Raw genomic sequence first — 26,085 nt, forward strand, 5'->3', positions numbered from 1 at the left:
AAGAAAATGACAGCTTAGAATGAGGAAAATCATGTTAGGATTGAAGTTTAATGGCACTTGGCGCAACTACCAAAAACAGGTCTTGGATAACTTCCAAGAATACCAAGCAGATGGTCATGTTCACTTGGTGGCAGCGCCAGGTTCAGGGAAAACAACCATAGGAATCGAGTTGATTGCTCGCTTTGATAAGCCTGCTCTCGTTTTGGTACCGACGGTGACCATTCGGGAACAATGGGTGGATAGGATTCGCCAGGCCTTTTTAGAGGATGAGGACCAGGTCACAAGTCTCGTGTCTCAAAATCTCAAGGACATGAAGCAAATCACCATCGCCACCTACCAAGCTTTTCACAGTGCTATGCAACAGGTACAATCTCAAGAAGATAACGGCGAGGTTGAGGATTTTGTAGGCTTTGACCTGCTTGCCAGACTCAAGGAAAGGGGTGTCGAAACCCTCTGTCTGGACGAATGCCATCACTTGAGAAATGAATGGTGGAAAAGTCTAGAAGATTTCCGTAAAAACTATCCGCAACTGCAAGTCATCTCTCTCACTGCGACACCGCCTTATGACAGTGAGCCAGAACTCTGGGATCGCTATCTCCAGATGTGTGGCGAGATTGACCAAGAAATCACGGTGCCAGAACTGGTCAAGGAAGACACTCTTTGCCCTCATCAGGACTTTGTCTATATCTGTTTTCCGACTAAGGAAGAGGACAAGCGCTTGGAAGAGTTTGAGGATACCAAGTGGCAGTATGTCAGCCAACTAGTCGTTGATCCTGACTTCCAAGAGTTGATTCGGAGTTCCAAGGTTCTCAAAGGGGAAATTTCTGCGGATATGCTCCTCGAAGATCCTAAGTATCTCTCAGCGCTCCTCATTTATCTACAAGCTCAAAAGCTGGAAATTCCCAAATATCTACGAGATTTACTAGGAGCTGAAGGCTTGCCTGCCCTTAATTACTATTGGTTAGAAGTTCTCTTGCAAGGCCTTCTCTATCAGACTCCTGACTGGTATGAGGATCCGCAGGAGACAAAGAAAAAAATAGAAGCAGAACTGAAATCAAGAGGGTTGATTGAAAAACGTCAGGTTTTCTTGGTCAAATCCAAGGCCAATGACCAAATTCTCAACCAATCTCTAGGAAAACTAGCTGGGATTGCATCTATCTTTGAGACCGAATATGCCAGTCTAGGTCAGGGCTTGAGACAGTTGGTCTTAGCGGACTATATCCGTAAGGATTTTGCCAGTTATCTGGGAGATGACCAAGCACCAATCACGCAATTAGGCGTCCTCCCATACTTTGAAACCATTCGCAGAAGTGCGCAGAAGCAAGGCTTGTCTGTCCCTATAGCAGTCCTTTCTGGTAGTGTCGTGATCATACCTGCCAGTGTCAAGGCAGAACTTCAAGCACTCATTCCAAACACTAGCTTAAGCTTCTCTGTCATTGGAAAACTCGACCAAGAGTCCTATCTCCAAGTAGGCTTTCCATCCAGCTTTAAGGGGATGGTCGCAGCTGTGACCGAGCTCTTCCAACGTGGTTCTATCCAGGTCTTGGTCGGAACCAAGTCTCTCTTGGGAGAAGGATGGGATGCCCCTTGCGTCAACTCTCTCATCCTCGGAAGTTTTGTCGGAAGCTTTATGCTGAGTAATCAAATGCGGGGCCGTGCCATCCGTATCTGGCCAGGACATCCAGATAAGACTAGTAATATCTGGCACCTAGTAGCCATCAAACCTTATAAAAATCCAACCTTTTCTAAGGAGGATCAAGAGGAACTAGACCTCAATCCATATCAGGACCTGCAGACCCTTGCCCGCCGTATGGACCATTTCCTTGGCTTGTCCTATAAGGAAGATACCATCGAAACAGGTCTGGACCGCTTAAACTTTCCTGAGTTCCCATTTAAGAAAAAGAAACTCGAAGAGTACAACGAGAAGATCATGGAACTATCCAAGGATCGTGCCTCCCTTCGTAAAAAATGGCAGGAATCTCTCATTGTTGCTGACAAGATTGAGATTGTCAATGAAGTGGCGACCGACAGCAAACGAATCCCTCTGCTTGCCTTAGCGGATGCTGAAAAGTGGCTTCGCTACGCTCTGATGGTATTTGCTATTAGTCTCCTGGCTTATGTCGTTCGACTAACCTTCTTTGCCTTGCCATGGTTGACAGCTCTTTGTGTCCTCTTCCTAGCTATCACTGCCTTTCGCTTTTACAGCTACAAGAGTCCTTATAAACGCTTGCGCCAGATCGGTGAAGCTATTCGCAAAGTCATGGTGACTGCCGGACATTTGTCTGATGACCAGTCGCGCGTGCAGGTCGATGAGGACAAGGACAGCTTTAACGTTTTTGCCTATCTAAAAGGTGGCAGTATGCGAGACAAGGAGCTCTTTTCGAAGGTTTTAGGAGAATTCTTTGCCCCAGTGGACAATCAACGCTACCTTTTAGTCGCTAAAAAAGCTCCAGCAGGTCAGTCCAAGTATTTCGTAGTCCCTAGCCTCTTTGAAAAACGCAAGGAAGATGCCCAACTCTTCCAAAATGCCGTTGCACCACACATAGGTAACTATCAACTCGTCTACACCCGCAACGAAGCAGGCCGAAAAATCCTGCTCGAAGCCAGACTCAAATCCCTAGCTAACAAAAACGACTGCATTATCACCAAGAAAAAGGTCAAAAGTGCATTGAAATAGAAAAGGTGTTTTTTGCCTCAATCATGGTATAATGTTACATATGAATAATAACAACCAACGTGCCCTTTGTCAGCAACTCTGGGCGGAAAACAAATACCTTGTTTTGAGTCATTCCAGCAATATTTACAAGGATATTCGCCAGTATCTCAAGCAAGAAGTGGTGGAAGTGAGTCAGGTTCAAGAGATGATTGACCGTGCCTGCCAGATTCCAGAACACAGGGGTCAGGTTTGCAATGCCTTCCAGCATATTTGGGGCTATTTTAAAAAGCAAGCCAGCCTTGATGAGCGCAAAGACTATATGCTCTTGCTGGATCGCTACCGCTTTGGTCAAGCTTCCAAGGAGGACTTGATTGCAAAGTCGAGAGATTTGCTTAAGCGTTACCCAAATGCTTATCTGCAACATTCTACCTTGCTGAAAGGAGACTCCCATGAGACTTTGGCATGAGGCTTTGATTTCACAACTTCCCCGTCCTCAGATCTTGGGGCAACATCGAGAGTGCTGTGCTCTGCGTGGCAATGGCTGGGGCAGAAAGCATGCGACGGTGGACTATGTCTTTACCCACTCGCCCTATCGTCTCTATGCCTATCATGACTTGATCATGGAGGAGATGGCTAGCCGTGGCTACAAGGTCAGTCCAGAGTGGCTGGACAAGAACTACCGTGGCAAGACCTGCCCTCCGTATCAAGACTTAGCAGAGGAAAAGCTGAAAAGTCCTATCTATAGCGAACATGATGCTAGCTACTATGAGGAGTGTCTGGCAAATCTCCGTGACAAGGGGATCAACCTATAGTCTTTTCTAATAACAAGCCATAGTCAGTCTCCTAATTTCAAATCTAGGACTGTAAACGTTGTTTGTGTGAAAGGCTACTAATCTATATCTATCAAAGGATTTGGGGAATCTTCTCTAAATCTTTTTTTGTCTTTTAAATCGAGATATAGTTTCAAACTATATCAAAGCCTAATTTTTTACAATTATACAGACGCTTTCTTTTCTGTTAAGATAGTTTCAACAACAATTTTTGGAGGACAAAACATGTCAACTACAATTATCGGTTTCCCTCGTTTGGGTGAATTCCGCGAATTAAAATTTACAACTGAAAAATACTTTAGAAAAGAAATCTCAGAAGAAGAACTCTTGGCTGCTGCGAAAGAGTTGCGTGCAAAACACTGGAACATCGTCAAAGAAAAAGGCATCACTGAAATCCCATCAAATGACTTTTCTCACTATGACAACTTCCTTGATGCTGCTTTCCTTTTCAACGTAGTTCCTGCATCTGTTCAAAACTTGGAATTGTCTGATCTTGAACGCTACTTTGCTTTGGGACGTGGTTACCAAGGAGAAAAAGGGGATGTTCGTGCCCTTCCGATGAAGAAATGGTTTAACACTAACTACCACTACATTGTTCCTAAATTTGAAAAAGACACTCAAGTAAAATTGGCTGGTCACAAAATCTTTGATGAGTTCCAAGAAGCTAAAGAGCTTGGACTCAACACTCGTCCTGTCCTTGTAGGTCCATTCACGTTCCTTCAATTGTCAGACTTTGAAGAAGGTGTGAAAGCAGAAGACTTCGTAGATAGCTTAGTAGCTGCTTACCAAGATGTTTTTGCAAAATTGTCTGAACTTGGTGCAACTCGTATCCAACTCGATGAAGCTGCTCTTGTCAAAGACTTGACAGAAGAAGAAAAAACACTCTTCTTGAACATCTACAACAAACTCTTGGCTGATAAAAAAGGTCTTGAAGTCTTGCTTCAAACATACTTCGGTGATGTTCGTGACGTTTACGCTGACCTTGTGAAATTGCCAGTAGATGCTATCGGTCTTGACTTCGTTGAAGGTAAGAAAACTCTTGAACTCGTTAAAGGCGGATTCCCAGCTGACAAGACTCTTTATGCGGGTATTGTCAATGGTAAAAACATCTGGCGCAACAACTACGAAAAGAGCTTGGCTGTTCTTGAGCAAATCCCAGCTGAAAACATCGTATTGACTAGCTCATGCTCACTTCTTCATGTGCCATTTACAACAGCTAACGAAGACTTTGAACCAGCTATCTTGAACCACTTTGCATTTGCAGTTGAAAAATTGGAAGAACTTCGTGACTTGGATGCTATCCGCAATGGTCAAGGTGCAGAGGCTCTTGCAGCAAACAAAGAACTCTTTGCGACTGAACGTGTTGGTGAAAATGCGGAACTTCGTGCGCGTATTGCTGCTTTGACAGACGCAGACTACACTCGTTTGCCAGCCTTCGCAGAACGTGAAGCTATCCAAGAAGAAGCATTCAAACTCCCACCTCTTCCAACAACAACCATCGGTTCATTCCCTCAAACCAAGGAAGTTCGTGCTAAACGTTTGGCCTTCCGCAAGGGTGAATTGTCACAAGAAGAATATGATGCTTTCCTTGCTAAAACCATCGATGAATGGATCAAATGGCAAGAAGAAGTTGGATTTGACGTGCTTGTACACGGTGAATTCGAACGTAATGACATGGTTGAGTACTTTGGTCAAAACTTGTCAGGTTACCTCTTCTCTAAGAATGGTTGGGTACAATCATACGGTATGCGTGGGGTGAAACCACCAATCATCTGGGGTGATGTCACTCGTCTCAACCCAATCACTGTGAAATGGTCTAGCTACGCACAAAGCCGTACGGACAAACCTGTTAAAGGTATGTTGACTGGACCAGTTACAATTCTTAACTGGTCATTCCCACGTGAAGACATCTCTATCAAGGATTCTACTCTTCAAATCGCTCTTGCAATCAAGGATGAAGTTCTTGACCTTGAAGCTGCAGGCGTGAAAATCATTCAAATCGACGAGGCTGCTCTTCGTGAGAAATTGCCACTCCGTCGTAGCGACTGGTACGAAGACTACCTTGACTGGGCTATTCCGGCCTTCCGTTTGGTACACTCAACAGTAGCACCAGACACACAAATCCACACTCACATGTGTTACTCAGAATTTACAGATATCATCCCAGCTATCGACAACTTGGATGCAGACGTTATCTCATTTGAGGCTAGCCGTTCAAACCTTGAAATCTTAGACGAACTCAAAGCGAAAAACTTCCAAACAGAAGTTGGACCAGGGGTTTACGATATCCACTCACCTCGTGTGCCTAATGAAGGCGAAATCGACCACACTATCGAAGCAATCCTTGCTAAAGTTCCAAGCAAAAAAGTTTGGATTAACCCTGACTGTGGTTTGAAAACACGTGGTATTCCAGAAACGAAAGAAAGCTTGATCCGCCTTGTAGAAGCTGCCAAAGCTGCGCGTGAGAAATTGTAAGAAAAGACAGTTCTCCCTACTTGGTTAATCAGTAAGAAATCAACTAGAAAAAGGTTATTACATATGTCGCGTCAAACACCGTCACTCTCATTTGAAGTTTTCCCTCCAAACCCAGCAGTAGGCAATGAAAAAATTATTGCAGCCCTAAAAGATATGCAGGGCTTGGCTCCCCACTTCATCAGTGTGACTGCCAGCAATAATAAATTTAATATCAAAGAGACGACGGTTCGTTTGGCAGACTATATCCAAAATGACTTGGAGATTCCGACCATTGCTCACTTGCCAGCTATCTATCTGACCAAGGATAAGGTGGCTGAGACCATTTCGGATTTGGATAAAGTTGGTGTTCAGAAAATCTTGGCTCTTCGTGGAGATATCATTCCGGATGTGGAGCCACAAAAAGATTTTCGTTACGCGACTGATTTGATCGAATTCATCAAGGAACAGGCTCCGAACTTTGATATCATTGGAGCTTGTTACCCAGAAGGGCACCCGGATTCACCAAACCAAATCTCAGATATTCAAAATCTCAAGAGAAAAGTGGACGCAGGCTGTTCAAGTCTTGTCACTCAGCTATTCTTTGACAATGAGCGTTTCTACGATTTCCAAGACAAGTGTACCTTGGCAGGAATTGATGTGCCAATTCATGCAGGAATCATGCCAATCCTCAACCGTAACCAAGCGCTTCGTCTCTTGAAGACTTGTGAGAATATTCATCTTCCACGTAAGTTTAAGGCTATCTTGGACAAGTATGAGAATGACTCTGAGTCACTCAGAGCAGCAGGACTTGCCTATGCCGTAGACCAAATCGTGGACTTGGTAACGCAAGACGTAGCAGGTGTGCATCTCTACACTATGAACAATGCAGAAACTGCCCAATATATCCACCAAGCAACTCATGCCTTGTTCAATCACCAGTCTTTAGGATAATAAAAAGCAAACCATTCTTCTTTTCATGGAGGAATGGTTCCTTTTTAATAGAAAAGCCAGCACTTTTTAAGAAAAATATGATAAAATAAACTCTGTACGTACTTGATACAAAGATGAGGGTATTAAATAATACAATACATTTAAACTGCAAGGTTTAGATGCTTTAGTATCAAACCTTTCTAATGATTTGTATCTTGAGAATTGAACACGCCTACAACTCTGTGGAAAAAGATAAATCTGCCTAGGAGCAGTCGCTCCGTCGTCCGATTTCCTATTTTCCTTTGAGTTGCTTAACGGCTTTGTATCTTGATCTTTGTAGGCAAGGCGTATAATTTTATCAATCCAAAGGGGATTACAATGACAAAACAAGTGTTTCAAACGACTTTTGCGGGTCGTGAGTTGATCGTAGAGACTGGTCAGGTTGCTAAGCAAGCAAATGGCTCTGTTGTCGTGCGTTACGGTGAGTCAACTGTCTTAACGGCAGCTGTCATGTCTAACAAAATGTCAACTGGGGATTTCTTCCCTCTTCAAGTCAACTACGAAGAAAAAATGTATGCAGCTGGGAAGTTTCCTGGTGGCTTTATGAAACGTGAAGGACGTCCTTCAACAGATGCGACTTTGACAGCGCGTTTGATTGACCGTCCAATCCGTCCAATGTTTGCGGAAGGTTTCCGTAATGAAGTGCAAGTGATTAACACGGTTCTTTCTTATGATGAAAATGCATCTGCACCAATGGCAGCTATGTTCGGTTCATCCTTGGCGCTTTCTATCTCAGATATTCCATTTGACGGACCAATCGCTGGGGTACAAGTAGGATATGTCGATGGGGAAATCATCATCAACCCAACTCAAGAGCAAGCAGAGCGCTCGCTTCTTGAATTGACAGTAGCAGGTACCAAGCATGCTATCAACATGGTAGAGTCTGGTGCCAAAGAATTGTCAGAAGAAATAATGTTGGAAGCTCTTCTTAAAGGACACGAAGCTGTCAAAGAATTGATTGCCTTCCAAGAAGAAATCGTTGCGGCAGTCGGTAAAGAAAAAGCAGAAGTAGAATTGCTTCATGTAGATGCTGCATTGCAAGCCGAAATTATCGCAGCCTACAATAGTGACCTTCAAAAAGCTGTTCAAGTTGAAGAAAAATTGGCGCGTGAAGCTGCAACTCAAGCAGTGAAAGACCAAGTCATTGCTGCTTACGAAGAAAAATATGCAGACCACGAAGAATTTGACCGTATCATGCGTGATGTGGCTGAAATCTTGGAACAAATGGAACATGCAGAAGTGCGCCGTTTGATTACTGAAGACAAGGTTCGTCCTGACGGCCGTAAGGTTGATGAAATCCGTCCGTTGGATGCGCAAGTCGACTTCCTTCCTCGTGTGCACGGTTCAGGTCTATTCACTCGTGGACAAACTCAGGCCCTTTCTATCTTGACCTTGGCACCAATGGGTGAAACCCAAATCATCGATGGTTTGGATCCAGAGTACAAGAAACGCTTCATGCACCACTATAACTTCCCTCAATACTCTGTAGGGGAAACGGGTCGTTATGGTGCGCCTGGTCGTCGTGAAATTGGTCACGGTGCTCTTGGTGAGCGTGCCCTTGCTCAAGTCTTGCCAAGCTTGGAAGAATTCCCATATGCTATTCGTCTGGTGGCGGAAGTCTTGGAATCAAATGGTTCTTCATCTCAAGCCTCTATCTGTGCGGGAACACTTGCTCTTATGGCTGGTGGTGTGCCAATCAAGGCTCCTGTAGCAGGTATTGCTATGGGTCTCATCTCAGATGGAAACAACTATACAGTATTGACAGATATCCAAGGTTTGGAAGACCACTTTGGAGATATGGACTTCAAGGTTGCAGGTACTCGTGACGGGATTACAGCCCTACAAATGGATATCAAGATTCAAGGGATTACTGCAGAAATCTTGACAGAAGCTCTTGCTCAAGCCAAGAAAGCTCGTTTTGAAATCCTTGACGTCATCGAAGCTACCATTCCAGAAGTTCGTCCAGAATTGGCACCAACTGCTCCGAAAATTGATACCATCAAAATCGATGTGGACAAGATTAAGATTGTCATCGGTAAAGGTGGAGAAACAATCGATAAGATCATCGCTGAAACAGGCGTTAAGATTGATATCGACGAAGAAGGAAATGTATCTATCTACTCTAGCGACCAAGATGCCATCAATCGTACCAAAGAAATCATTGCTGGTTTGGTTCGTGAAGCCAAAGTGGACGAAGTTTATCATGCCAAAGTTGTTCGTATCGAAAAATTCGGTGCCTTTGTCAACCTCTTTGATAAGACAGATGCCCTTGTTCATATCTCTGAAATGGCTTGGACACGTACCAATCGTGTCGAAGACGTTGTTGCCATTGGTGATGAAGTGGATGTCAAGATCATCAAGATTGATGAAAAAGGACGGATTGATGCTTCTATGAAAGCTCTCTTGCCACGTCCACCAAAACCTGAAAATGCAGAAGAAAAAGGGGAAAAGGGACCTCGTCATCATCATAAGGACCACAAACCTAAGAAAGAATTTACAAATACACCAAAAGACTCAGAATAAGAAAGGAGAAATGTATGGGATGGTGGCGTGAAACCATTGACATCGTAAAAGAAAATGATCCAGCGGCTCGCACCACTTTGGAGGTTTTGCTGACCTATCCAGGTGTGAAGGCTTTGGCTGCCCACCGTCTCTCTCATTTTCTCTGGAATCATGGTTTTAAAATATTGGCTCGGATGCACAGCCAATTTTGGCGCTTTTGGACGCAAATTGAGATTCACCCTGGAGCCCAGATAGACTCAGGGGTCTTTATCGACCACGGTTCCGGTCTAGTGATTGGAGAAACGGCCATTGTCGAAAAGGGAGTCCTTCTCTATCACGGGGTAACCCTTGGTGGGACAGGTAAGGATGTTGGGAAACGCCACCCAACTGTTCGTAAAGGAGCGCTTATATCTGCTCATGCCCAAGTTATCGGACCGGTGGAAATCGGTGAAAATGCCAAAGTCGGTGCTGCTGCGGTCGTTGTGGCAGATGTTCCTAGTGATGTGACGGTTGTCGGTATTCCTGCCAAGATTGTCCGTGTTCATGGACAAAAGGATGAACCAACCATTCATGAAGTCGAAGAAAAACGGGAATATTATGTCAATAAACTCGAGCAGGCTAGAGAAGCAAGTCATCGTTCATCCAGTTTGTAAGGAGATATTTACGTGATTCAATCAACCAATACATTGAATGACCACCAACTACTGGAAGCAAAGGCCCTTATTGCCGTTTGTCAGAACTATGACGGTACTTTTCGGGAGCCTTATCTCTCCAATATGCTCAATTTTGACCCCAACATGCCCGCCTTTTTTCTTTATTACGAAAAAGGTGAACTTGTTGGCCTATTAACCGTCTATGCAGATGACCAAGATGTGGAAGTAGCGATACTGGTCCATCCAAATCATCGCCGTCAGGGAATTGCACGTGCATTGTTTACGAGTTTTGAGAAAGAAACGGCTTCTTTCCATATTCGTTCAGTGACTTTTCAGACAGAACGTATTTTTCTAGACCGTCATCCTGATTTTGTCAGCAATTGGGGACTGGTTGAGGATGAAGAGACAGAAACTTGGTTAGGTAAGGATAGAAGACCTTATCTGTTAGCAACTGTCTCTAATCTTGAAGTTTTGTTAGCAGATAGTTCGTATCAGGAGCAAATTAGTCAGTTAAAATTTCAGGCATTTTCAGAGGAACATGAATCGAGAGAAGTTGTGGATAGATATGTCGCTGAGGCTCTGAAAGATCCAGAAAGTCGCCTATATATTTTATTAAAAAATGGTCAGGTTATTGGGACTTGCACGGTTGATTTATCGAGTAATACCAATTACTTCTACGGTTTAGCAATATCTGAACTTGAACGTGGAAAAGGCTACGGAAGTTATTTAGCAAAATCCCTCGTCAACCAACTTATTGAGCAAAATGATAAGGAGTTCCAAATTGCAGTAGAAGATAGCAACGTAGGTGCCAAGCGATTGTATGAAAAAATTGGCTTTGTCAAACAGACTCAGGTGGTTTATTTAGACAGGAAAGAGTGAATAGATGTTACTAGAAGAATTTGAAAATGTACCTGCGGTTATAGAGCCAACTGATCGAAGCCTTCTTAGTGGTGGAGAGATTTGTCAGACGATTATTCTGTCTTTTAATGGAGAGATAGTGGAAAGAGTCAAGCAGATGGACGGAGTCTATGAAGGTGGCTACCTTACCAATCTAAATGGCAAATTTCCATGGTACATCTATGAAGTAGATGGACTTAAACTTGCAGTTACTATGGCTACTATTGGTGCTTCAATGGTTGTGGGTTTCTTAGAAGAACTCAAAGCGAGAGGTTTCAACAACTTTATCGTTTTAGGATCTTGTGGAGTTCTGGACCAGTCCATCCAAGCAGATAAGATTATCCTACCAAGTTCAGCTTTACGTGATGAAGGGACCAGTTACCATTATGCTCCAGCAAGTGATGAGATTTCTTATGATGAAACGCTTCTCTCAACTATAGAGAACGCTTTGAACAAAGCTGGTATTGAGCATATTCGAACAAAGTCTTGGACAACAGATGCCTTCTATCGTGAAACAGCAGCTAAGGTTAAACGAAGACTAGCAGCAGGAGCGACAGTTGTAGATATGGAAGCTTCAGCTATTATGGCTTGGGCCCAATATCGACAAGCCAAGGTTTATCAATTTTTCTACACGGCTGACTATGTGGATCATCACAATCACGAATGGGATGCTAGACGTGAGGATAGAAAAACGGATGCTATGACTTTCTTTGAGATTGCTGTCAGTATAGCGTTAGCATTGGAAAAATAAGTATATAGATTCAAAATCTAGAAACAGAAAGGAAATGAAGCGTGTTAAAAATTTATGATACCATGTCTCGTGATTTGCGAGAATTTATTCCCATCGAGGAAGGGAAGGTCCGCATGTATGTTTGTGGGCCAACTGTTTACAACTATATCCACGTTGGGAATGCCCGCTCGACGGTAGCTTTTGACACGATTCGTCGCTACTTTGAGTATCGTGGCTACGAAGTTGCCTACATTTCCAACTTTACCGATGTGGATGATAAGATCATTAACCGTGCCAAAGAAGAAGGCATTACTCCTCAGGAAGTGGCAGACAAGTACATCGCTGCATTTCGTGAGGATGTGACGGCTCTTGGCGTGAAACCTGCAACTCGTCATCCGCGTGTGGTTGAGTTTATGGATGACATTATCCGCTTTGTAGAAGACTTGATTGAAAAAGGATATGCCTATGAGAGCCAAGGAGATGTCTATTTTCGTGTAGAAAAATCCCACAACTATGCTAAGTTGGCTAACAAAACATTAGAAGACTTGGAGTTAGGTGCTTCAGGTCGTACAGATGAAGAAACAGCTCGCAAGGAAAATCCAGTAGATTTTGCCCTTTGGAAAGCTGCCAAACCAGGTGAGATTTCTTGGAACAGTCCTTGGGGCCCAGGTCGTCCAGGCTGGCACATCGAGTGTTCGGTCATGTCTACTGAGATTTTGGGTGATACTATTGATATTCACGGTGGTGGTGCTGACCTTGAGTTTCCGCACCATACCAATGAAATTGCCCAGTCTGAGGCTAAAACAGGCAAGACCTTTGCCAATTACTGGATGCACAACGGCTTTGTCAATATCGACAATGTCAAAATGTCCAAGTCCTTGGGTAACTTTATCACCGTACATGATGCCCTCAAAACGATTGACGGACAAGTGTTACGTTTCTTCTTTGCGACCCAGCACTACCGCAAGCCTATTAACTTCACGGAAAAGGCAGTGCGTGATGCGGAGACCAATCTCAAGTATCTAAAAAACACTTATGAGCAACCATTTACTGGAACTGTAGATGCGGGGGAGTTGCAAGCTTTTAAAGATAAGTTTGTAGCGGCCATGGATGAGGATTTCAATACAGCTAATGGAATCACAGTTGTTTTTGAAATGGCCAAATGGATCAACTCAGGCAACTATGATGCAGCTGTTAAGGAAGCTCTTGCAGCTATGTTAGAAGTCTTTGGAGTGGTCTTTGTTGAGGAAGTTTTGGATGAAGACATTGAAGCCTTAATCCAAAAACGCCAAGAAGCGCGTGCCAATCGTGACTTTGCGACAGCTGACCAAATCCGTGACCAACTAGCTGCACAAGGGATTAAATTGCTTGATACCAAGGATGGAGTGAGGTGGACACGTGATTGATGTCAATCTCATTAACGGGATTGCTCTAGCCTTTGAAGGAGATGCGGTTTATTCGATGTATATTCGTCGCCATCTGATTTTTAAAGGTATGACCAAGCCCAATAAACTCCATAAAGAAGCGACTAAGTATGTATCGGCTAAGGCTCAAGCACACTTGATTTCTCTCATGATTGAAGAAGAAGTCCTAACGGAAAAAGAGGAAGAAATCTACAAACGAGGTCGCAATACCAATAGCCACACCAAGGCAAAAAATGCAGATGTGGTGACCTACCGAATGTCTACAGGTTTTGAAGCGGTTATGGGTTATCTTCATATGACTGAAAATGTGGAACGCCTAGAAGCTTTGATTTCTTGGTGCATTCAAAAAGTGGAGGGCTAGGAAATGATTGCAACAGAACTATTGGACTGGTTTCCGCAAGCTCAAATTGTAGAACAGCCAGTCGATAAGGAAGGTTTTTTGACACTTCCAGTGTCCTCTCAACAGTGGATGTTACTAGAAGAAGCAAGTCTTAGTGAACGTGAAAGACACTTGGTGGCTCTCTTAACCCAGCAGGAGCAAAGAATTTCTTTAAATCCCTGGTATCATTACCTAATTGAGGGCAAGGGACAAGCACCGCAAAGTTTTAAAAAGCTACAAGTTGTCTATTGTCACCTTTCTTATTACCAACAGGAAAACCTAACTTCTTGGCTAGATATGATGAGAACTCTCTTTCCTAATTGCGAGACAGTGCTTCAGGTGGGAGCTCAGGATTACCTATTTGTTCTCCAACAGGACAAATACACTTCTGTTCGGTCTATCTTAACAGATACCTTGGAAGCCGTAGAGTATGACTTTGGTGTACGTCTGTCCATCATGCTTGGACAGGTCTGGTCACAGTCAGGACATCAGGCTCTGCCAGATCTCATCAAAGAGGAGCGGGATTTGTTTAAAAGCTGGTGGCGACAGGGTCATCAAGGTGTTCATACTTTTTCCCAACTCTATCTTTGGAGTACGGGAGAAAGAATGGTGAATCTCAACCTTATCAAGGAATATCTCCATCAACTAATCCTAGATCAGGATCAGATCCAGGAAATTATTCTCTCTCTTTGGGAAAATGGTGCAGTTCTTACCAAGACAGCCCAGAAGCTCTATTTGCACCGTAATTCTCTCCAGTACAAGATTGATAAGTGGGAAGAATTAACAGGGCTTCAGTTGAAGGAATTAACCGATCTTACCTTGTGTTATCAACTGATATTAGCAGATGTTTTATGAGTTTTGTGCAAGTTGCACAGAACTTTTTTATTTTTTTGGTCATCTTGCCATAGAAATATAAAGCGTTTTCATCTATAATAAAATTATAAAAAAACAAAAGGAGTTCACCGAAATGGTAGAATTAAATCTTAAAAATATTTACAAAAAATATCCAAACAGCGAACACTACTCAGTTGAAGACTTCAACTTAGATATCAAAGACAAAGAATTTATCGTTTTCGTAGGACCTTCAGGATGTGGTAAATCAACTACTCTTCGTATGATTGCAGGTCTTGAAGACATCACAGAAGGTGAATGTTCAATCGATGGCGTTGTTGTTAACGATGTAGCTCCAAAAGATCGTGATATTGCCATGGTATTCCAAAACTACGCTCTTTACCCACACATGACTGTATACGATAACATGGCTTTCGGTTTGAAATTGCGTAAATATAGCAAAGAAGACATTGATCAACGTGTACAAGAAGCAGCTGGAATCCTTGGATTGAAAGAATTCTTGGATCGTAAACCAGCTGACCTTTCAGGTGGTCAACGTCAACGTGTTGCCATGGGTCGTGCAATCGTCCGTGATGCAAAAGTATTCTTGATGGACGAACCTTTGTCAAACTTGGATGCAAAACTTCGTGTATCCATGCGTGCTGAAATCGCTAAAATCCACCGTCGTATCGGAGCTACAACTATCTACGTAACTCACGACCAAACAGAAGCGATGACACTTGCTGACCGTATCGTTATCATGTCAGCTACTAAAAACCCTGCTGGTACAGGTACTATCGGACGTGTAGAACAAATCGGTACTCCTCAAGAAGTTTACAAAAACCCAGTTAACAAATTTGTAGCAGGATTTATCGGAAGCCCAGCTATGAACTTCATCAACGTTACATTGAACGGTGACCACATCGTTGCTGACGGCTTGAACTTGAAAGTTCCAGAAGGTGCTTTGAAAGTTCTTCGTGAAAAAGGTTATGAAGGTAAAAAATTGATCTTCGGTATTCGTCCAGAAGATGTGAATTCTGAACCTGCTTTCCTTGAAACATTCCCAGAATCAGTTGTGAAAGCTACTATCTCTGTATCAGAATTGCTTGGTTCTGAGTCTCACCTATACTGCCAAGTTGGTAAAGATGAATTCGTTGCTAAAGTTGATGCACGTGATTACTTGCAAGCTGGTGCAACAGTGGAACTTGGATTTGACTTGAACAAAGCACACTTCTTTGATGTAGAAACTGAAAGAACAGTTTACTAAGATAGATTTTAATCAATCAACACTACTAGAGTTTCTCTAGTAGTGTTTTTTTAGAGTTCGGCAAAGTCTTACAGAATAGGCTTTTCTAGTTTTCATATCTACAAAAAAGTGTTAAAATGGTAGGAAGAACTGGAGAATATGCATGCCAAAAGAAGTAATTTATTCAGGCGATGAAGTCGTCGCTTTAACGCAAAAATATTTATCGAAGGAAGATGTGGCTTTTGTACATAAGGCTTTGGTTTATGCTGTAGAATGCCATAGTGGACAGTATCGTAAATCAGGCGAACACTACATTATCCACCCTATTCAGGTAGCAGGTATCTTGGCTAAGCTTAAGTTGGATGCTGTCTCTGTTGCCTGTGGTTTTTTGCATGACGTGGTCGAAGATACAGATGCTACCCTGGATGACTTAGAGCGTGAGTTTGGTCATGATGTTCGGGTGATTGTAGACGGCGTTACCAAGCTTGGTAAGGTTGAGTACAAGTCTTTTGAAGAACAGCTCGCTGAAAATCACCGCAAGATGCTCATGGCTATGTCTAAGGATATCCGCGTTATCTTGGTTAAATTGGCGGATCGCTTGCATAATATGCGTACCCTTAAGCATTTACGTAAAGACAAACAAGAGCGAATTTCACGAGAAACGATGGAAATCTACGCACCGCTTGCTCACCGACTAGGGATTTCAAGTGTGAAGTGGGAACTGGAAGATCTCTCTTTCCGCTATCTCAATCCAACTGAATTTTACAAGATTAGTCACATGATGAAGGAAAAACGTCAAGAACGTGAAGCTTTGGTCGATGAAGTTGTGACGAAGCTTGAGGAATATTCATCTGAGCGCCACCTTACAGGAAAAATCTATGGCCGTCCAAAGCATATCTACTCTATCTATCGCAAGATGCAGGACAAGAAAAAACGATTTGAGGAAATCTATGACCTGATTGCCATTCGTTGTATTTTAGACACTCAGAGTGATGTTTATGCGATGTTGGGTTACGTTCATGAACTTTGGAAACCAATGCCAGGCCGTTTCAAGGATTATATTGCCAATCGTAAGGCCAATGGTTACCAGTCTATCCATACGACTGTTTATGGACCAAAAGGACCGATTGAGTTCCAGATCCGTACCAAGGAAATGCACGAGGTTGCTGAGTATGGGGTTGCGGCTCACTGGGCCTACAAAAAAGGAATGAAAGGCCAAGTTAATAGCAAGGAATTTGCTATCGGGATGAACTGGATCAAGGAGATGATGGAGCTCCAAGACCAGGCAGATGATGCCAAGGAATTTGTAGATACTGTAAAAGAAAACTATCTGGCTGAAGAGATTTATGTCTTTACTCCAGATGGAGCGGTTCGTTCTCTGCCAAAGGATTCTGGACCGATTGACTTTGCCTATGAGATTCATACCAAGATCGGGGAAAAAGCAACTGGTGCCAAAGTTAATGGCCGTATGGTTCCGTTGACGACCAAGCTGAAAACGGGTGACCAGGTTGAAATCATCACCAATCCAAATTCATTTGGACCAAGCCGTGACTGGCTCAATATGGTTAAGACCAGCAAGGCCCGTAACAAAATTCGTCAGTTCTTTAAAAACCAAGACAAAGAATTGTCTATCAATAAAGGTCGTGAATTGCTGATTAGTCAGCTTCAAGAAAACGGCTATGTGGCCAATAAATTTATGGACAAGCGCCACATGGATGAAGTCCTTCAAAAAACCAGCTACAAGACTGAAGAAGCACTCTTTGCTGCGATTGGTTTTGGAGAAATTGGAGCTATCACTGTCTTTAACCGTTTGACGGAGAAAGAACGTCGTGAAGAAGAACGTGCCAAGGCTAAGGCAGAAGCAGAAGAACTGGTCAAGGGTGGCGAAGTCAAGGTTGAAAACAAGGAAACTCTAAAGGTTAAGCATGAAGGTGGCGTTGTCATCGAGGGTGCCTCTGGTCTCTTAGTGCGGATTGCCAAATGTTGTAATCCTGTTCCAGGTGATGATATCGTTGGTTATATTACCAAAGGTCGAGGTGTTGCTATCCATCGTGTGGACTGTATGAACCTTCGTTCACAGGAAAACTACGAGCAGCGTCTACTTGATGTTGAGTGGGAAGACCAATTCTCAAGCAAGGAATATATGGCTCATATCGACATCTATGGACTCAACCGTTCTGGTCTTTTGAATGATATCTTGCAAGTCCTATCCAATACAACTAAGAATATCTCAACGGTTAACGCCCAGCCAACCAAGGATATGAAATTTGCTAATATCCATGTATCCTTTGGAATTTCAAATCTTTCAACGTTAACTACTGTAGTTGATAAGATCAAGAGTGTACCAGAAGTCTATTCAGTCAAACGGACCAATGGTTAAGTTGGCTCGATAGATCTAGAAAGGATTTCTATGAGAATTATCGTTCAGCGTGTCAAGGAAGCTCAGGTTTCTATTGATGGGCAGATTCATGGTCAAATCAAACAAGGGCTCTTGCTCTTAGTGGGTGTTGGACCTGAGGACCAACAGGAAGATTTGGATTATGCAGTCAGAAAACTTGTCAATATGCGGATTTTCTCAGATACTGAAGGCAAGATGAACCTATCTGTTAAGGATATCCAAGGAGAAATTCTGTCAGTATCCCAGTTTACACTTTTTGCCGATACCAAAAAAGGCAATCGCCCAGCCTTTACAAGTGCTACTAAACCAGATATGGCTGAAGCTTTCTATCAAGAATTTAACAAGGAACTAGCCAAGGAAGTTTCTGTTGAGACAGGAGTCTTTGGAGCAGATATGCAGGTGGAACTGGTCAATGATGGCCCGGTAACCATCATCCTTGATACTAAAAATAGATAAAAAATAGGCTCTATCTTATTTGCAATAAGCAGATGAGATAGAGCCTTTATTTGTCAAAGCTAGAGATAACAATTCAGTATGATGATTGAGTAAGATACAGGTTAATGTTTTTTAGTTTACTCTTTATCATTCCATACGAATAGAGCACCTACAGCATTGATAATGTAAAAGATGTATTTACCAATATTGGCAAAATTTCCTTGGATACTAGCTTTTGATAATTGAACGAAATTGTAAACCAACCAAAATTCCCATTGGGTCGTTAATTTAAGAGCGTTCAAGGCATTTGCAATCAATGAAAGTCCAAATGCAATCGTTGTGACGTATGCAAGAAGGTTCATCTTGCCCCCATAGCCAATATAGTTTGTTGCAAAGGCAAATAGGAAGGCTAGGACTGAAATAATGATGGCTGCCCATTTCAATTGTTTTTGGCTCATCTTGTTTGGTCTACCTTCTTGTGAAGCCTCCCATTTCTTAATGGCAAAGGTATAAATAAGAAAGGTGACGGGATAGGTGATAATCGCAGCCTTATTTCCGAGGATATAATCAATAGTACCAGATAAGATTGTATTGACAATTCCGTAATAATTCCCCCATTTACTCAATTTACCAGTAAAACGAGTGGACAACATTGAAATCCCAACGTTAGTAACTGAAATCAGTCCAAATGGAACAAATGCAGTCCATGCTCCCCAATCAACAAACTTGTCTAATCTTGAGTTAAGATAGCCTGATGCAATCGCTATGCCGACAACTAAAGCCACACCAAATAGGTCAAACCATTTTGATGTAGCGAAAATTTTGAGTGATTTTTTCATAAGATGGTCTCCCTCCTCTTTGTTGCGTCCATTCTACACCTAAGAAAAAGCAAAGTCAAGTCATATAGCAATATAAAACCCTGAAAATAGAGCTTTCAGGGTTTTATGTTGATTCGTTCGGAAATCAGTTCTAAAAACTTAGTTGATTCTTTCTACATAAAGTTGTTTAGCGATTTCTAGACTTACTTGCAGTTCCTCATTTTTGTGAATCAAAGTATAGGTGTTAGAGAAGTTATCAAACTGTTTGACTTGGAGTTTGTCTCCAATATTGATGCCGTGTTTTTCAAGATATTTGAGGAGGTCAAAGTTATCATGAATCCGAGTCAGGAGATAGGTTCCAGTTTCTTTAGTATCTGCTAGAGGTAGGTGGTTGATTTCTACCAGAAGCTCGCCCTTAGAGGGAATTGTTCCACCATGTGGGCACATTTTTGGGAAACCAAGCATACTTTCTAATCTCTCCACAAAAAGGTCTGAAACCGTATGTTCTAGAACTTCGGCTTCCTCATGAATTTGGTCACTAGTATAGTCTAGATGATGAACTAGGAAAACCTCAATTAAGCGGTGTTTACGGTATAATTCTGAGACTATCATTTGTCCAAAATCAGTCAGTGAATAACCATTTCCCTTGTCTTTAAAGATGAGATTTTCAGTTTGCATGCGCTTGATCATTTCGGTTACAGCTGGAGGTGATACCTGCATTCGCGCAGCTATTTCCTTATTAGTAACTTTAGGAAGTTCCATGCCAATTTCATAAATACATTTCAAATAGTCTTCTTTATTTGGTGTCATTCGTATTTCCTTGTCTATTATCTGTATCTAGTATACCAAAAAAAGCTAGATTTCTCTAGCTTATTGCTACAAGAGCTGAACTTAGTTGAGTTCTTTTACAGCTGCAATAGCTGCTTCAAAATCTGGCTCGCTATTAATATTGTCTACGTATTCAACGTAACGGATGATGTTGTCACTATCTAGCACCAACACTGCACGAGCGAGCAGGTGCCATTCTTTGATTAAGAGAGCATAATCGCGTCCAAAAGAGTGGTCGAAGTAGTCTGATAGCATGATGGCATTTTCAATTCCTTCTGCACCACACCAGCGCTTTTGAGCAAATGGAAGATCCATTGATACTGTTACGACTACAGTGTTGTCTAAACTGGCTAGCTCTTGGTTAAAGCGACGAGTCTGAAGTGAACAGATACCAGTGTCAATAGAAGGAATGACACTCAAAATCTTTATCTTACCTTCAAAGTCAGCTAGTGTTTTTTTTGAGAGATCAGTCGTAGTGAGAGAAAAGTCAAGTGCCTTGTCTCCAACTTGTAGTTGTTTTCCAGTAAAAGTCACAGGGTTTCCAAGGAATGTAGTCATAAGCTACTCCAATCTTTTTTTCTTTTATTTTACATTGAAACATTAGATTTTCCCAATAATTTGACCGGAAATTGAACAGATAAAAACGTCAATTCAAGGAGAATGACGTTTTTATTGTTTATTTAGACAAACCTTCAGCAATCTTTTCAAGATTGTATTTCATCATGTTGTAGTAGCTATCGCCTTCTTTACCTTCTTCAGCGATTGAATCCGTAAAGATTTGAGCGTAGATTGGGATGTTTGTGTCTTTAGAAACAGTCTTCATTGGACGGTCATCGACACTGGATTCGACAAAGAGAGATGGTACCTTTGTTTGGCGAAGTTTTTCAACCAGAGTCTTGATTTGGTCAGGTGTTCCTTCTTCTTCGGTGTTGATTTCCCAGATGTAGGCGCTTGGGACACCGTAAGCTTTAGAGAAGTATTTGAAACATCCTTCGCTGGTTACGATGAGTTTCTTGTCAGCAGGGATCGTGTTAAATTTCTCTTTGGCTTCCTTGTCAAGCTTGTCTAGTTTTTCAGTGTATTCTTTGAGATTTTTTTCGTAGAATTCCTTGTTGTTAGGATCTTTAGCGATGAGCTGTTTGGCAATGTTTTGAGCATAGATGATCCCGTTTTCGAGGTTGAGCCAAGCATGTGGGTCTTCTTTGCCTTTTTCGTTTTGGCCTTCAAGGTAGATAACATCAACGCCTTCGCTGACTGCAAAGTAGTCTTTGTTTTCAGTTTTCTTAGCATTTTCTACCAATTTTGTAAACCAGGCATTTCCACCTGTTTCAAGATTGATGCCATTGTAGAAGATCAAGTCAGCTTGTGAAGTTTTCTTGACGTCTTCTGGTAGTGGTTCGTACTCGTGTGGATCTTGTCCAACAGGCACGATACTGTGAAGATCAATCTTATCTCCTGCAATGTTTTTAGTAATATCAGCAATGATTGAGTTTGTAGCAACAACTTTTAGTTTTTGACCAGAAGCTGCATCTTTCTTTCCAGTAGAACATGCTACCAGAGCAATGACGGAAAGAAAGAGAATGACTAATGTACCTAATTTTTTCATTTGATCCTCCAATTTATTGGGGTTTTTCCCCTTATTTTAACAAATGTTTATTTTTCAGTTTCAAATATCGTTGTTTTGGAGCGATAAAGAAGCTAATGAGAAAGAAACTAGCGGCTGTAAGCACGATACTAGAACCTGCCGCAACGTTAAAGCTATAGCCGATAAAGAGTCCCAAAACTGAAGCTGTTGCTCCAAAGGTTGAGGAAAGAAAAATCATGCTTTTCAGGCTATTAGCATAGAGATAAGCAGTCGCAGCTGGGGTAATCAGCATGGCTACGATAAGTATGGTTCCGACACTTTGCATGGCTGTCACAGACACGAGAGTTAGGAGTACCATGAGTAAGTAGTGATAGAAATTGACAGGCATTCCCATGGCTTTAGCCAAGAGTTCATCAAAGGACGTTATCAAGAGTTGCTTGAAGAAAATCCAGATTAACAAGAGAATGGCTGCCCCTACACCCATAGTAATAAACATATCTGTATCTTGAACAGCAAGAATATTACCAAAAAGGATATGGAAAAGGTCAGTTGAACTTTTAGCGACACTAATCAAGATGATACCGAGGGCTAAGAAAGAAGAAAAGGTAATGCCGATGGCGGTATCGCTTTTGACAATCGAGTTTCCCTTGATGTAGGTAATGATGATAGCAGCTAGCAGTCCAAAGACAATGGCTCCGATAAAGAAGTCAACGCCTAAGATAAAGGAGAGGGCTACACCTGGCAAGACAGCATGTGAAATGGCATCTCCCATGAGTGACATCCCGCGTAGAATGATAAAGCATCCGACCGCTCCAGCCACAATACCGATGACAATGGCTGTTATCAAGGCATTTTGTAAGAAATGGAATTTTTGCAATCCATCGATAAATTCTGCAATCATAGGTCACCTCCATTGAAAAAGAGTCGATTACCGTAAGCTTCTTTGAGATTGGCTTCGGTAAAGGTTTCTTTGGTTGGACCAAAGGCAATCACTTCTCGATTGACAAGCAAGACTTGATCGAAGTAGTGGGGAACCTTGCTGAGGTCGTGGTGAACGATGAGAACCGCCTTCCCAGCCTTTTTAAGATCTCTCAGCGTATTCATGATGATTTCCTCACTGACAGAGTCAATCCCAACAAAGGGCTCGTCTAAGAGAATATAATCAGCATCTTGAACTAGACAGCGGGCAATCAAGACACGCTGGAATTGGCCACCAGAAAGTTGACTAATCTGACGATCTGCGTAGTCAGAAAGTCCAACAATTTCTAGTGCTTCAGCCACCTTTTCCCAGTGCTTTGCCTTCAAGGTATGAAAGAGTGGAATGGATGGATAGAGTCCCAGAGAGACACATTCTTTTACCTTGATAGGAAAGTTGTAGTCAATATGAATTTTTTGCTCGACATAGGCAACTTTCTTTAGAGATTTGTTCATTTCTTTATCATCGATAAAAGCATGTCCTTCATGTGGGATAATGCCCAACATCCCTTTTAATAAGGTTGATTTTCCAGCGCCGTTTGGACCAATAATCCCGGTAATCGTTGGTCCTTGGAGCACTAGTGAAATATCCTTTAGTGCCAACGTTTCTTTGTAGGAGACACTGAGGTTTTCGATACGTATCATACACTTGTATTCCTCCTGTTTTTTAATATACCTTAATTTTATTTTTAAGTCAAGTTAATTTTGGAAAAAATTTAAAATATTAATGATTAAAATAAGAAGGCAACTCGGCATTTTTAATTGCAATCCCTAGGGATTTTTGCTAAGCTAAGAATAAGTGAAAATAGGAAAGCGAGAACAAGATGACACGTTATCAAGATGATTTTTATGATGCCATAAATGGTGAGTGGGAAAAGACTGCTGTTATTCCAGCAGATAAATCGAGAACAGGTGGTTTTATCGACCTTGACGAAGAAATCGAAGAGTTGATGCTAACAACAACCGACAAATGGTTGGCAGGTGAAGATGTGCCAGAAGATGCTATCTTGGCAAACTTTGTTAAGTACCATCGTATGGTCAGAGATTTTGACAAACGAGAAGCAGATGGCATCAATCCAGTCCTTCCTTTGCTTAAGGAATACCAGAATTTAGAAAGTTTTGCGGATTTCGCAAGCAAATTAGCCGAGTTTGAATTAGCTGGCAAACCAAACTTCCTTCCATTTGGAGTATCACCAGACTTTATGGACGCTAGAATCAATGTTCTCTGGGCTAGTGCTCCAGGAACAATCTTGCCTGATACAACCTACTATGCGGAAGACCATCCTCAGCGTGAGGAATTATTGAACCTTTGGAAAGAAAGTACTGACAATCTCCTCAAAGCCTATAATTTCTCAGATGAAGAAATCGAGGACTTGTTAGAGAAACGATTGGAATTGGACCGCCGTATCGCAGCTGTCGTACTTTCAAACGAAGAGAGTTCAGAGTATGCCAAACTTTACCATCCGTATTCTTATGAAGATTTCAAAAAGTTTGCGCCTGCCCTTCCATTGGATGACTTTTTCCAAGCTGTGATTGGACAAACTCCAGATAAGGTTATCGTAGATGAAGAACGTTTCTGGCAAGCAGCAGAGCAATTTTATAGTGAGGAAGCTTGGCCTTTACTCAAGGCAAGCTTGATCTTGAGTGTGGTCAATCTTTCGACTAGTTATCTGACAGATGAGATTCGTATCTTGTCAGGTGCCTACGGACGAGCTCTTTCAGGAGTTCCAGAGGCTCAAGACAAACGCAAGGCTGCTTACCATTTAGCTCAAGGACCATTCAAACAAGCCCTCGGTCTTTGGTATGCTCACGAAAAATTCTCTCCAGATGCCAAGGCAGACGTAGAGAAAAAAGTAGCGACCATGATTGACGTTTATAAGGAACGTTTGGCTAAAAATGACTGGCTGACTCCTGAAACTCGAGAAAAAGCCATCGTCAAACTCAATGTCATCAAGCCTTATATCGGTTATCCAGAAGAACTGCCAGCTCGCTATAAGGACAAGGTAGTGGATGAATCTGCTAGCCTCTTTGAAAATGCCCTAGCCTTTGCGCGTGTGGAAATCAAGCACAGCTGGAGCAAGTGGAATCAGCCGGTTGACTACAAGGAGTGGGGAATGCCTGCTCATATGGTCAATGCCTACTACAATCCACAAAAGAACTTGATTGTCTTCCCTGCTGCTATCTTACAGGCACCATTCTATGACTTGCATCAGTCATCTTCTGCCAACTATGGTGGTATCGGAGCGGTTATTGCCCATGAAATTTCTCACGCCTTTGATACTAATGGAGCTTCCTTTGATGAAAATGGAAGTCTCAAGGATTGGTGGACAGAGAACGACTATGCTGCCTTTAAAGAAAAAACGCAGAAGGTTATCGACCAGTTTGATGGTCAAGAATCTTACGGTGCAAAAATCAATGGGAAACTAACCGTGTCAGAAAACGTTGCCGACCTTGGAGGAATCGCTGCAGCGCTTGAAGCTGCTAAGAGAGAACCAGATTTCTCAGCTGAAGAGTTCTTCCATAACTTTGCTCGTATCTGGCGTATGAAAGGCCGTCCAGAGTTGATGAAACTCATGGCCAGCGTTGATGTGCACGCCCCAGCTAAACTCCGTGTTAACGTCCAAGTGCCAAACTTTGACGACTTCTTTACGACCTATGATGTCAAAGAAGGCGACGGCATGTGGCGCTCACCAGAAGACCGTGTGATTATTTGGTAATCAAAAAACCAAGGATGATTGTCCTTGGTTTTTATGTTTTAGAAAAATGGATTGAAAGTTTTTTCGTGAGCGATGGTCGTAGCCGGACCATGTCCTGGATAGACATCGTAGTTTGTGAGAGGAAAGAGCTGGGTTTGGACACTATGAAGGAGTTGTTCCATACTACCAGTTGGCAAATCTGTCCGACCAATGGTTTCTCGGAAAAGGGCATCTCCCGTTAAGACCAAGTGTCCATCTGGGAAAACCAATGAAACTCCACCGATAGAGTGGCCTGGCGTTGGTAAGACTGTGAAGCGGAATTCTTCAATCTGGTATTCTTCATGAAAGACATAAGTGTGTTCAGCTGGTTTGCAGATGACATCCGCCATATCGTCATGTCGAGGGAGACCTGAAAGGTTGTCAACAGGAGTATAGAGCCAAGAAGCTTCACTTTCTGCTACATAGACTGGAGGATTTCCATAAGTATCTCTGACCAAGTCAAGACTCATAATATGGTCGTAGTGAGTGTGGGTCAGGAGAATGGCACAGACTGGTTTGTTAATATTTTCGATAGTTTTGCGAATAGCCTCCCAGTTGCTACCAGGATCGACTACAATCAGGTGTTGGTCTCCTTCAAGATAATAAGTGTTTTCATAGGCGACAGGATTCACAGTTTTATGGATTTTCATAGGATTTCCTCTTTCAAAGAATATACTACTATAAGTATAACACAGAAGAATAAAATAAGAAATCAACAA

General features: G+C 42.3%; 23 protein-coding genes. 16 read left to right on the top strand and 7 right to left on the bottom strand.

What is annotated here, in order from left to right; translation table 11 throughout:
• Nucleotides 1-31: 31 nt before the first annotated feature.
• The 15 genes from HMPREF3237_RS00465 to dtd all read left to right on the top strand — a co-directional run bounded on the left by HMPREF3237_RS00465 (nt 32) and on the right by dtd (nt 18,446).
• Nucleotides 32-2,677 (top strand): DEAD/DEAH box helicase family protein, encoded by a 2,646-nt coding sequence (locus tag HMPREF3237_RS00465; RefSeq protein WP_070888455.1) that lies wholly within the window; start codon nt 32-34, stop codon nt 2,675-2,677.
• A 40-nt stretch (nt 2,678-2,717) separates the two neighbouring features.
• Nucleotides 2,718-3,122 carry a YbgA family protein gene (locus HMPREF3237_RS00470; RefSeq protein WP_070888501.1) on the top strand — a complete coding sequence of 135 codons (405 nt, stop codon included), beginning with the start codon at nt 2,718-2,720 and terminating at the stop codon, nt 3,120-3,122.
• Nucleotides 3,106-3,468 carry a TIGR02328 family protein gene (locus tag HMPREF3237_RS00475; RefSeq protein ID WP_070888456.1) on the top strand — a complete coding sequence of 121 codons (363 nt, stop codon included), beginning with the start codon at nt 3,106-3,108 and terminating at the stop codon, nt 3,466-3,468. The genes HMPREF3237_RS00470 and HMPREF3237_RS00475 overlap by 17 nt, the downstream gene beginning before the upstream one ends.
• A gap of 243 nt (nt 3,469-3,711) precedes the next feature.
• Nucleotides 3,712-5,961, top strand: a complete 2,250-nt coding sequence (gene metE / locus HMPREF3237_RS00480) for a 5-methyltetrahydropteroyltriglutamate--homocysteine S-methyltransferase (protein ID WP_070888457.1) — start codon at nt 3,712-3,714, stop codon at nt 5,959-5,961.
• A gap of 63 nt (nt 5,962-6,024) precedes the next feature.
• Entirely contained in the window at nt 6,025-6,891 is an 867-nt protein-coding gene (metF, locus tag HMPREF3237_RS00485) for a methylenetetrahydrofolate reductase [NAD(P)H] (RefSeq protein WP_070888458.1), read from the top strand.
• Nucleotides 6,892-7,248: 357 nt separating this feature from the next.
• Nucleotides 7,249-9,453, top strand: coding sequence for a polyribonucleotide nucleotidyltransferase (pnp, locus tag HMPREF3237_RS00490; protein WP_070888459.1), 2,205 nt, complete (start codon nt 7,249-7,251; stop codon nt 9,451-9,453).
• A gap of 14 nt (nt 9,454-9,467) precedes the next feature.
• Entirely contained in the window at nt 9,468-10,085 is a 618-nt protein-coding gene (gene cysE / locus HMPREF3237_RS00495; protein WP_006145928.1) for a serine O-acetyltransferase, read from the top strand.
• A 12-nt stretch (nt 10,086-10,097) separates the two neighbouring features.
• Entirely contained in the window at nt 10,098-10,964 is an 867-nt protein-coding gene (locus HMPREF3237_RS00500; protein ID WP_070888460.1) for a GNAT family N-acetyltransferase, read from the top strand.
• A 4-nt stretch (nt 10,965-10,968) separates the two neighbouring features.
• Nucleotides 10,969-11,733, top strand: coding sequence for a nucleoside phosphorylase (locus tag HMPREF3237_RS00505; protein WP_006145926.1), 765 nt, complete (start codon nt 10,969-10,971; stop codon nt 11,731-11,733).
• A gap of 41 nt (nt 11,734-11,774) precedes the next feature.
• Entirely contained in the window at nt 11,775-13,118 is a 1,344-nt protein-coding gene (gene cysS, locus HMPREF3237_RS00510; protein WP_070888461.1) for a cysteine--tRNA ligase, read from the top strand.
• Nucleotides 13,111-13,497 (top strand): Mini-ribonuclease 3, encoded by a 387-nt coding sequence (locus HMPREF3237_RS00515; protein ID WP_070888462.1) that lies wholly within the window; start codon nt 13,111-13,113, stop codon nt 13,495-13,497. Before cysS ends, HMPREF3237_RS00515 begins: the two co-directional genes overlap by 8 nt.
• A 3-nt stretch (nt 13,498-13,500) precedes the next feature.
• Nucleotides 13,501-14,370, top strand: coding sequence for a helix-turn-helix domain-containing protein (locus HMPREF3237_RS00520; protein WP_070888463.1), 870 nt, complete (start codon nt 13,501-13,503; stop codon nt 14,368-14,370).
• Between the two features lie 112 nt (nt 14,371-14,482).
• Nucleotides 14,483-15,613, top strand: a complete 1,131-nt coding sequence (locus HMPREF3237_RS00525) for an ABC transporter ATP-binding protein (protein ID WP_006145922.1) — start codon at nt 14,483-14,485, stop codon at nt 15,611-15,613.
• Nucleotides 15,614-15,755: 142 nt separating this feature from the next.
• The gene (locus HMPREF3237_RS00530; RefSeq protein WP_070888464.1) at nt 15,756-17,972 is read left to right on the top strand and encodes a RelA/SpoT family protein; all 2,217 of its coding nucleotides are present in this window, start codon (nt 15,756-15,758) and stop codon (nt 17,970-17,972) included.
• A gap of 30 nt (nt 17,973-18,002) precedes the next feature.
• A complete protein-coding gene (gene dtd / locus HMPREF3237_RS00535; protein ID WP_070888465.1) occupies nt 18,003-18,446 on the top strand; it encodes a D-aminoacyl-tRNA deacylase in 444 nt (147 codons plus the stop codon).
• Nucleotides 18,447-18,562: 116 nt separating this feature from the next.
• Here dtd and HMPREF3237_RS00540 read toward each other — a convergent pair whose 3' ends face one another.
• The 6 genes from HMPREF3237_RS00540 to HMPREF3237_RS00565 form a co-directional block, all read right to left on the bottom strand.
• Nucleotides 18,563-19,264 (bottom strand): nicotinamide mononucleotide transporter, encoded by a 702-nt coding sequence (locus HMPREF3237_RS00540; protein ID WP_070888466.1) that lies wholly within the window; start codon nt 19,262-19,264, stop codon nt 18,563-18,565.
• 138 nt (nt 19,265-19,402) lie between these two features.
• Nucleotides 19,403-20,053: a metal-dependent transcriptional regulator gene (locus tag HMPREF3237_RS00545; protein ID WP_006145918.1), complete on the bottom strand. Its 651-nt coding sequence runs from the start codon at nt 20,051-20,053 to the stop codon at nt 19,403-19,405.
• A gap of 81 nt (nt 20,054-20,134) precedes the next feature.
• Nucleotides 20,135-20,629 (bottom strand): thiol peroxidase, encoded by a 495-nt coding sequence (tpx, locus tag HMPREF3237_RS00550; RefSeq protein WP_006145917.1) that lies wholly within the window; start codon nt 20,627-20,629, stop codon nt 20,135-20,137.
• 118 nt (nt 20,630-20,747) lie between these two features.
• A complete protein-coding gene (locus tag HMPREF3237_RS00555; RefSeq protein WP_070888467.1) occupies nt 20,748-21,677 on the bottom strand; it encodes a metal ABC transporter substrate-binding protein in 930 nt (309 codons plus the stop codon).
• Between the two features lie 31 nt (nt 21,678-21,708).
• Nucleotides 21,709-22,557, bottom strand: coding sequence for a metal ABC transporter permease (locus HMPREF3237_RS00560; RefSeq protein WP_006145915.1), 849 nt, complete (start codon nt 22,555-22,557; stop codon nt 21,709-21,711).
• Nucleotides 22,554-23,276, bottom strand: coding sequence for a metal ABC transporter ATP-binding protein (locus tag HMPREF3237_RS00565; RefSeq protein WP_006145914.1), 723 nt, complete (start codon nt 23,274-23,276; stop codon nt 22,554-22,556). The genes HMPREF3237_RS00560 and HMPREF3237_RS00565 overlap by 4 nt, the downstream gene beginning before the upstream one ends.
• A 179-nt stretch (nt 23,277-23,455) precedes the next feature.
• On the opposite strand from HMPREF3237_RS00565, the gene HMPREF3237_RS00570 reads away from it, so the two are divergent.
• Nucleotides 23,456-25,348 carry a M13 family metallopeptidase gene (locus HMPREF3237_RS00570; RefSeq protein WP_070888468.1) on the top strand — a complete coding sequence of 631 codons (1,893 nt, stop codon included), beginning with the start codon at nt 23,456-23,458 and terminating at the stop codon, nt 25,346-25,348.
• A gap of 38 nt (nt 25,349-25,386) precedes the next feature.
• Here the strand turns inward: HMPREF3237_RS00570 and HMPREF3237_RS00575 are convergent, their stop codons facing one another.
• Nucleotides 25,387-26,016 (bottom strand): MBL fold metallo-hydrolase, encoded by a 630-nt coding sequence (locus HMPREF3237_RS00575; protein ID WP_070888469.1) that lies wholly within the window; start codon nt 26,014-26,016, stop codon nt 25,387-25,389.
• Between the last annotated feature and the right edge of the window lie 69 nt (nt 26,017-26,085).

Source organism: Streptococcus sp. HMSC34B10 (genome assembly GCF_001839505.1).
Classification (GTDB): domain Bacteria; phylum Bacillota; class Bacilli; order Lactobacillales; family Streptococcaceae; genus Streptococcus; species Streptococcus peroris.

What these genes read in the sequence shown, in the direction of transcription:
- HMPREF3237_RS00465 (WP_070888455.1), top strand. Translation starts at nt 32, where the DNA reads ATGTTAGGATTGAAGTTTAATGGCACTTGGCGCAACTACCAAAAACAG.
- HMPREF3237_RS00470 (WP_070888501.1), top strand. Translation starts at nt 2,718, where the DNA reads ATGAATAATAACAACCAACGTGCCCTTTGTCAGCAACTCTGGGCGGAA.
- HMPREF3237_RS00475 (WP_070888456.1), top strand. Translation starts at nt 3,106, where the DNA reads ATGAGACTTTGGCATGAGGCTTTGATTTCACAACTTCCCCGTCCTCAG.
- metE (WP_070888457.1), top strand. Translation starts at nt 3,712, where the DNA reads ATGTCAACTACAATTATCGGTTTCCCTCGTTTGGGTGAATTCCGCGAA.
- metF (WP_070888458.1), top strand. Translation starts at nt 6,025, where the DNA reads ATGTCGCGTCAAACACCGTCACTCTCATTTGAAGTTTTCCCTCCAAAC.
- pnp (WP_070888459.1), top strand. Translation starts at nt 7,249, where the DNA reads ATGACAAAACAAGTGTTTCAAACGACTTTTGCGGGTCGTGAGTTGATC.
- cysE (WP_006145928.1), top strand. Translation starts at nt 9,468, where the DNA reads ATGGGATGGTGGCGTGAAACCATTGACATCGTAAAAGAAAATGATCCA.
- HMPREF3237_RS00505 (WP_006145926.1), top strand. Translation starts at nt 10,969, where the DNA reads ATGTTACTAGAAGAATTTGAAAATGTACCTGCGGTTATAGAGCCAACT.
- HMPREF3237_RS00520 (WP_070888463.1), top strand. Translation starts at nt 13,501, where the DNA reads ATGATTGCAACAGAACTATTGGACTGGTTTCCGCAAGCTCAAATTGTA.
- HMPREF3237_RS00525 (WP_006145922.1), top strand. Translation starts at nt 14,483, where the DNA reads ATGGTAGAATTAAATCTTAAAAATATTTACAAAAAATATCCAAACAGC.
- HMPREF3237_RS00530 (WP_070888464.1), top strand. Translation starts at nt 15,756, where the DNA reads ATGCCAAAAGAAGTAATTTATTCAGGCGATGAAGTCGTCGCTTTAACG.
- dtd (WP_070888465.1), top strand. Translation starts at nt 18,003, where the DNA reads ATGAGAATTATCGTTCAGCGTGTCAAGGAAGCTCAGGTTTCTATTGAT.
- HMPREF3237_RS00540 (WP_070888466.1), bottom strand. Translation starts at nt 19,264, where the DNA reads ATGAAAAAATCACTCAAAATTTTCGCTACATCAAAATGGTTTGACCTA.
- HMPREF3237_RS00545 (WP_006145918.1), bottom strand. Translation starts at nt 20,053, where the DNA reads ATGACACCAAATAAAGAAGACTATTTGAAATGTATTTATGAAATTGGC.
- tpx (WP_006145917.1), bottom strand. Translation starts at nt 20,629, where the DNA reads ATGACTACATTCCTTGGAAACCCTGTGACTTTTACTGGAAAACAACTA.
- HMPREF3237_RS00555 (WP_070888467.1), bottom strand. Translation starts at nt 21,677, where the DNA reads ATGAAAAAATTAGGTACATTAGTCATTCTCTTTCTTTCCGTCATTGCT.
- HMPREF3237_RS00560 (WP_006145915.1), bottom strand. Translation starts at nt 22,557, where the DNA reads ATGATTGCAGAATTTATCGATGGATTGCAAAAATTCCATTTCTTACAA.
- HMPREF3237_RS00565 (WP_006145914.1), bottom strand. Translation starts at nt 23,276, where the DNA reads ATGATACGTATCGAAAACCTCAGTGTCTCCTACAAAGAAACGTTGGCA.
- HMPREF3237_RS00570 (WP_070888468.1), top strand. Translation starts at nt 23,456, where the DNA reads ATGACACGTTATCAAGATGATTTTTATGATGCCATAAATGGTGAGTGG.
- HMPREF3237_RS00575 (WP_070888469.1), bottom strand. Translation starts at nt 26,016, where the DNA reads ATGAAAATCCATAAAACTGTGAATCCTGTCGCCTATGAAAACACTTAT.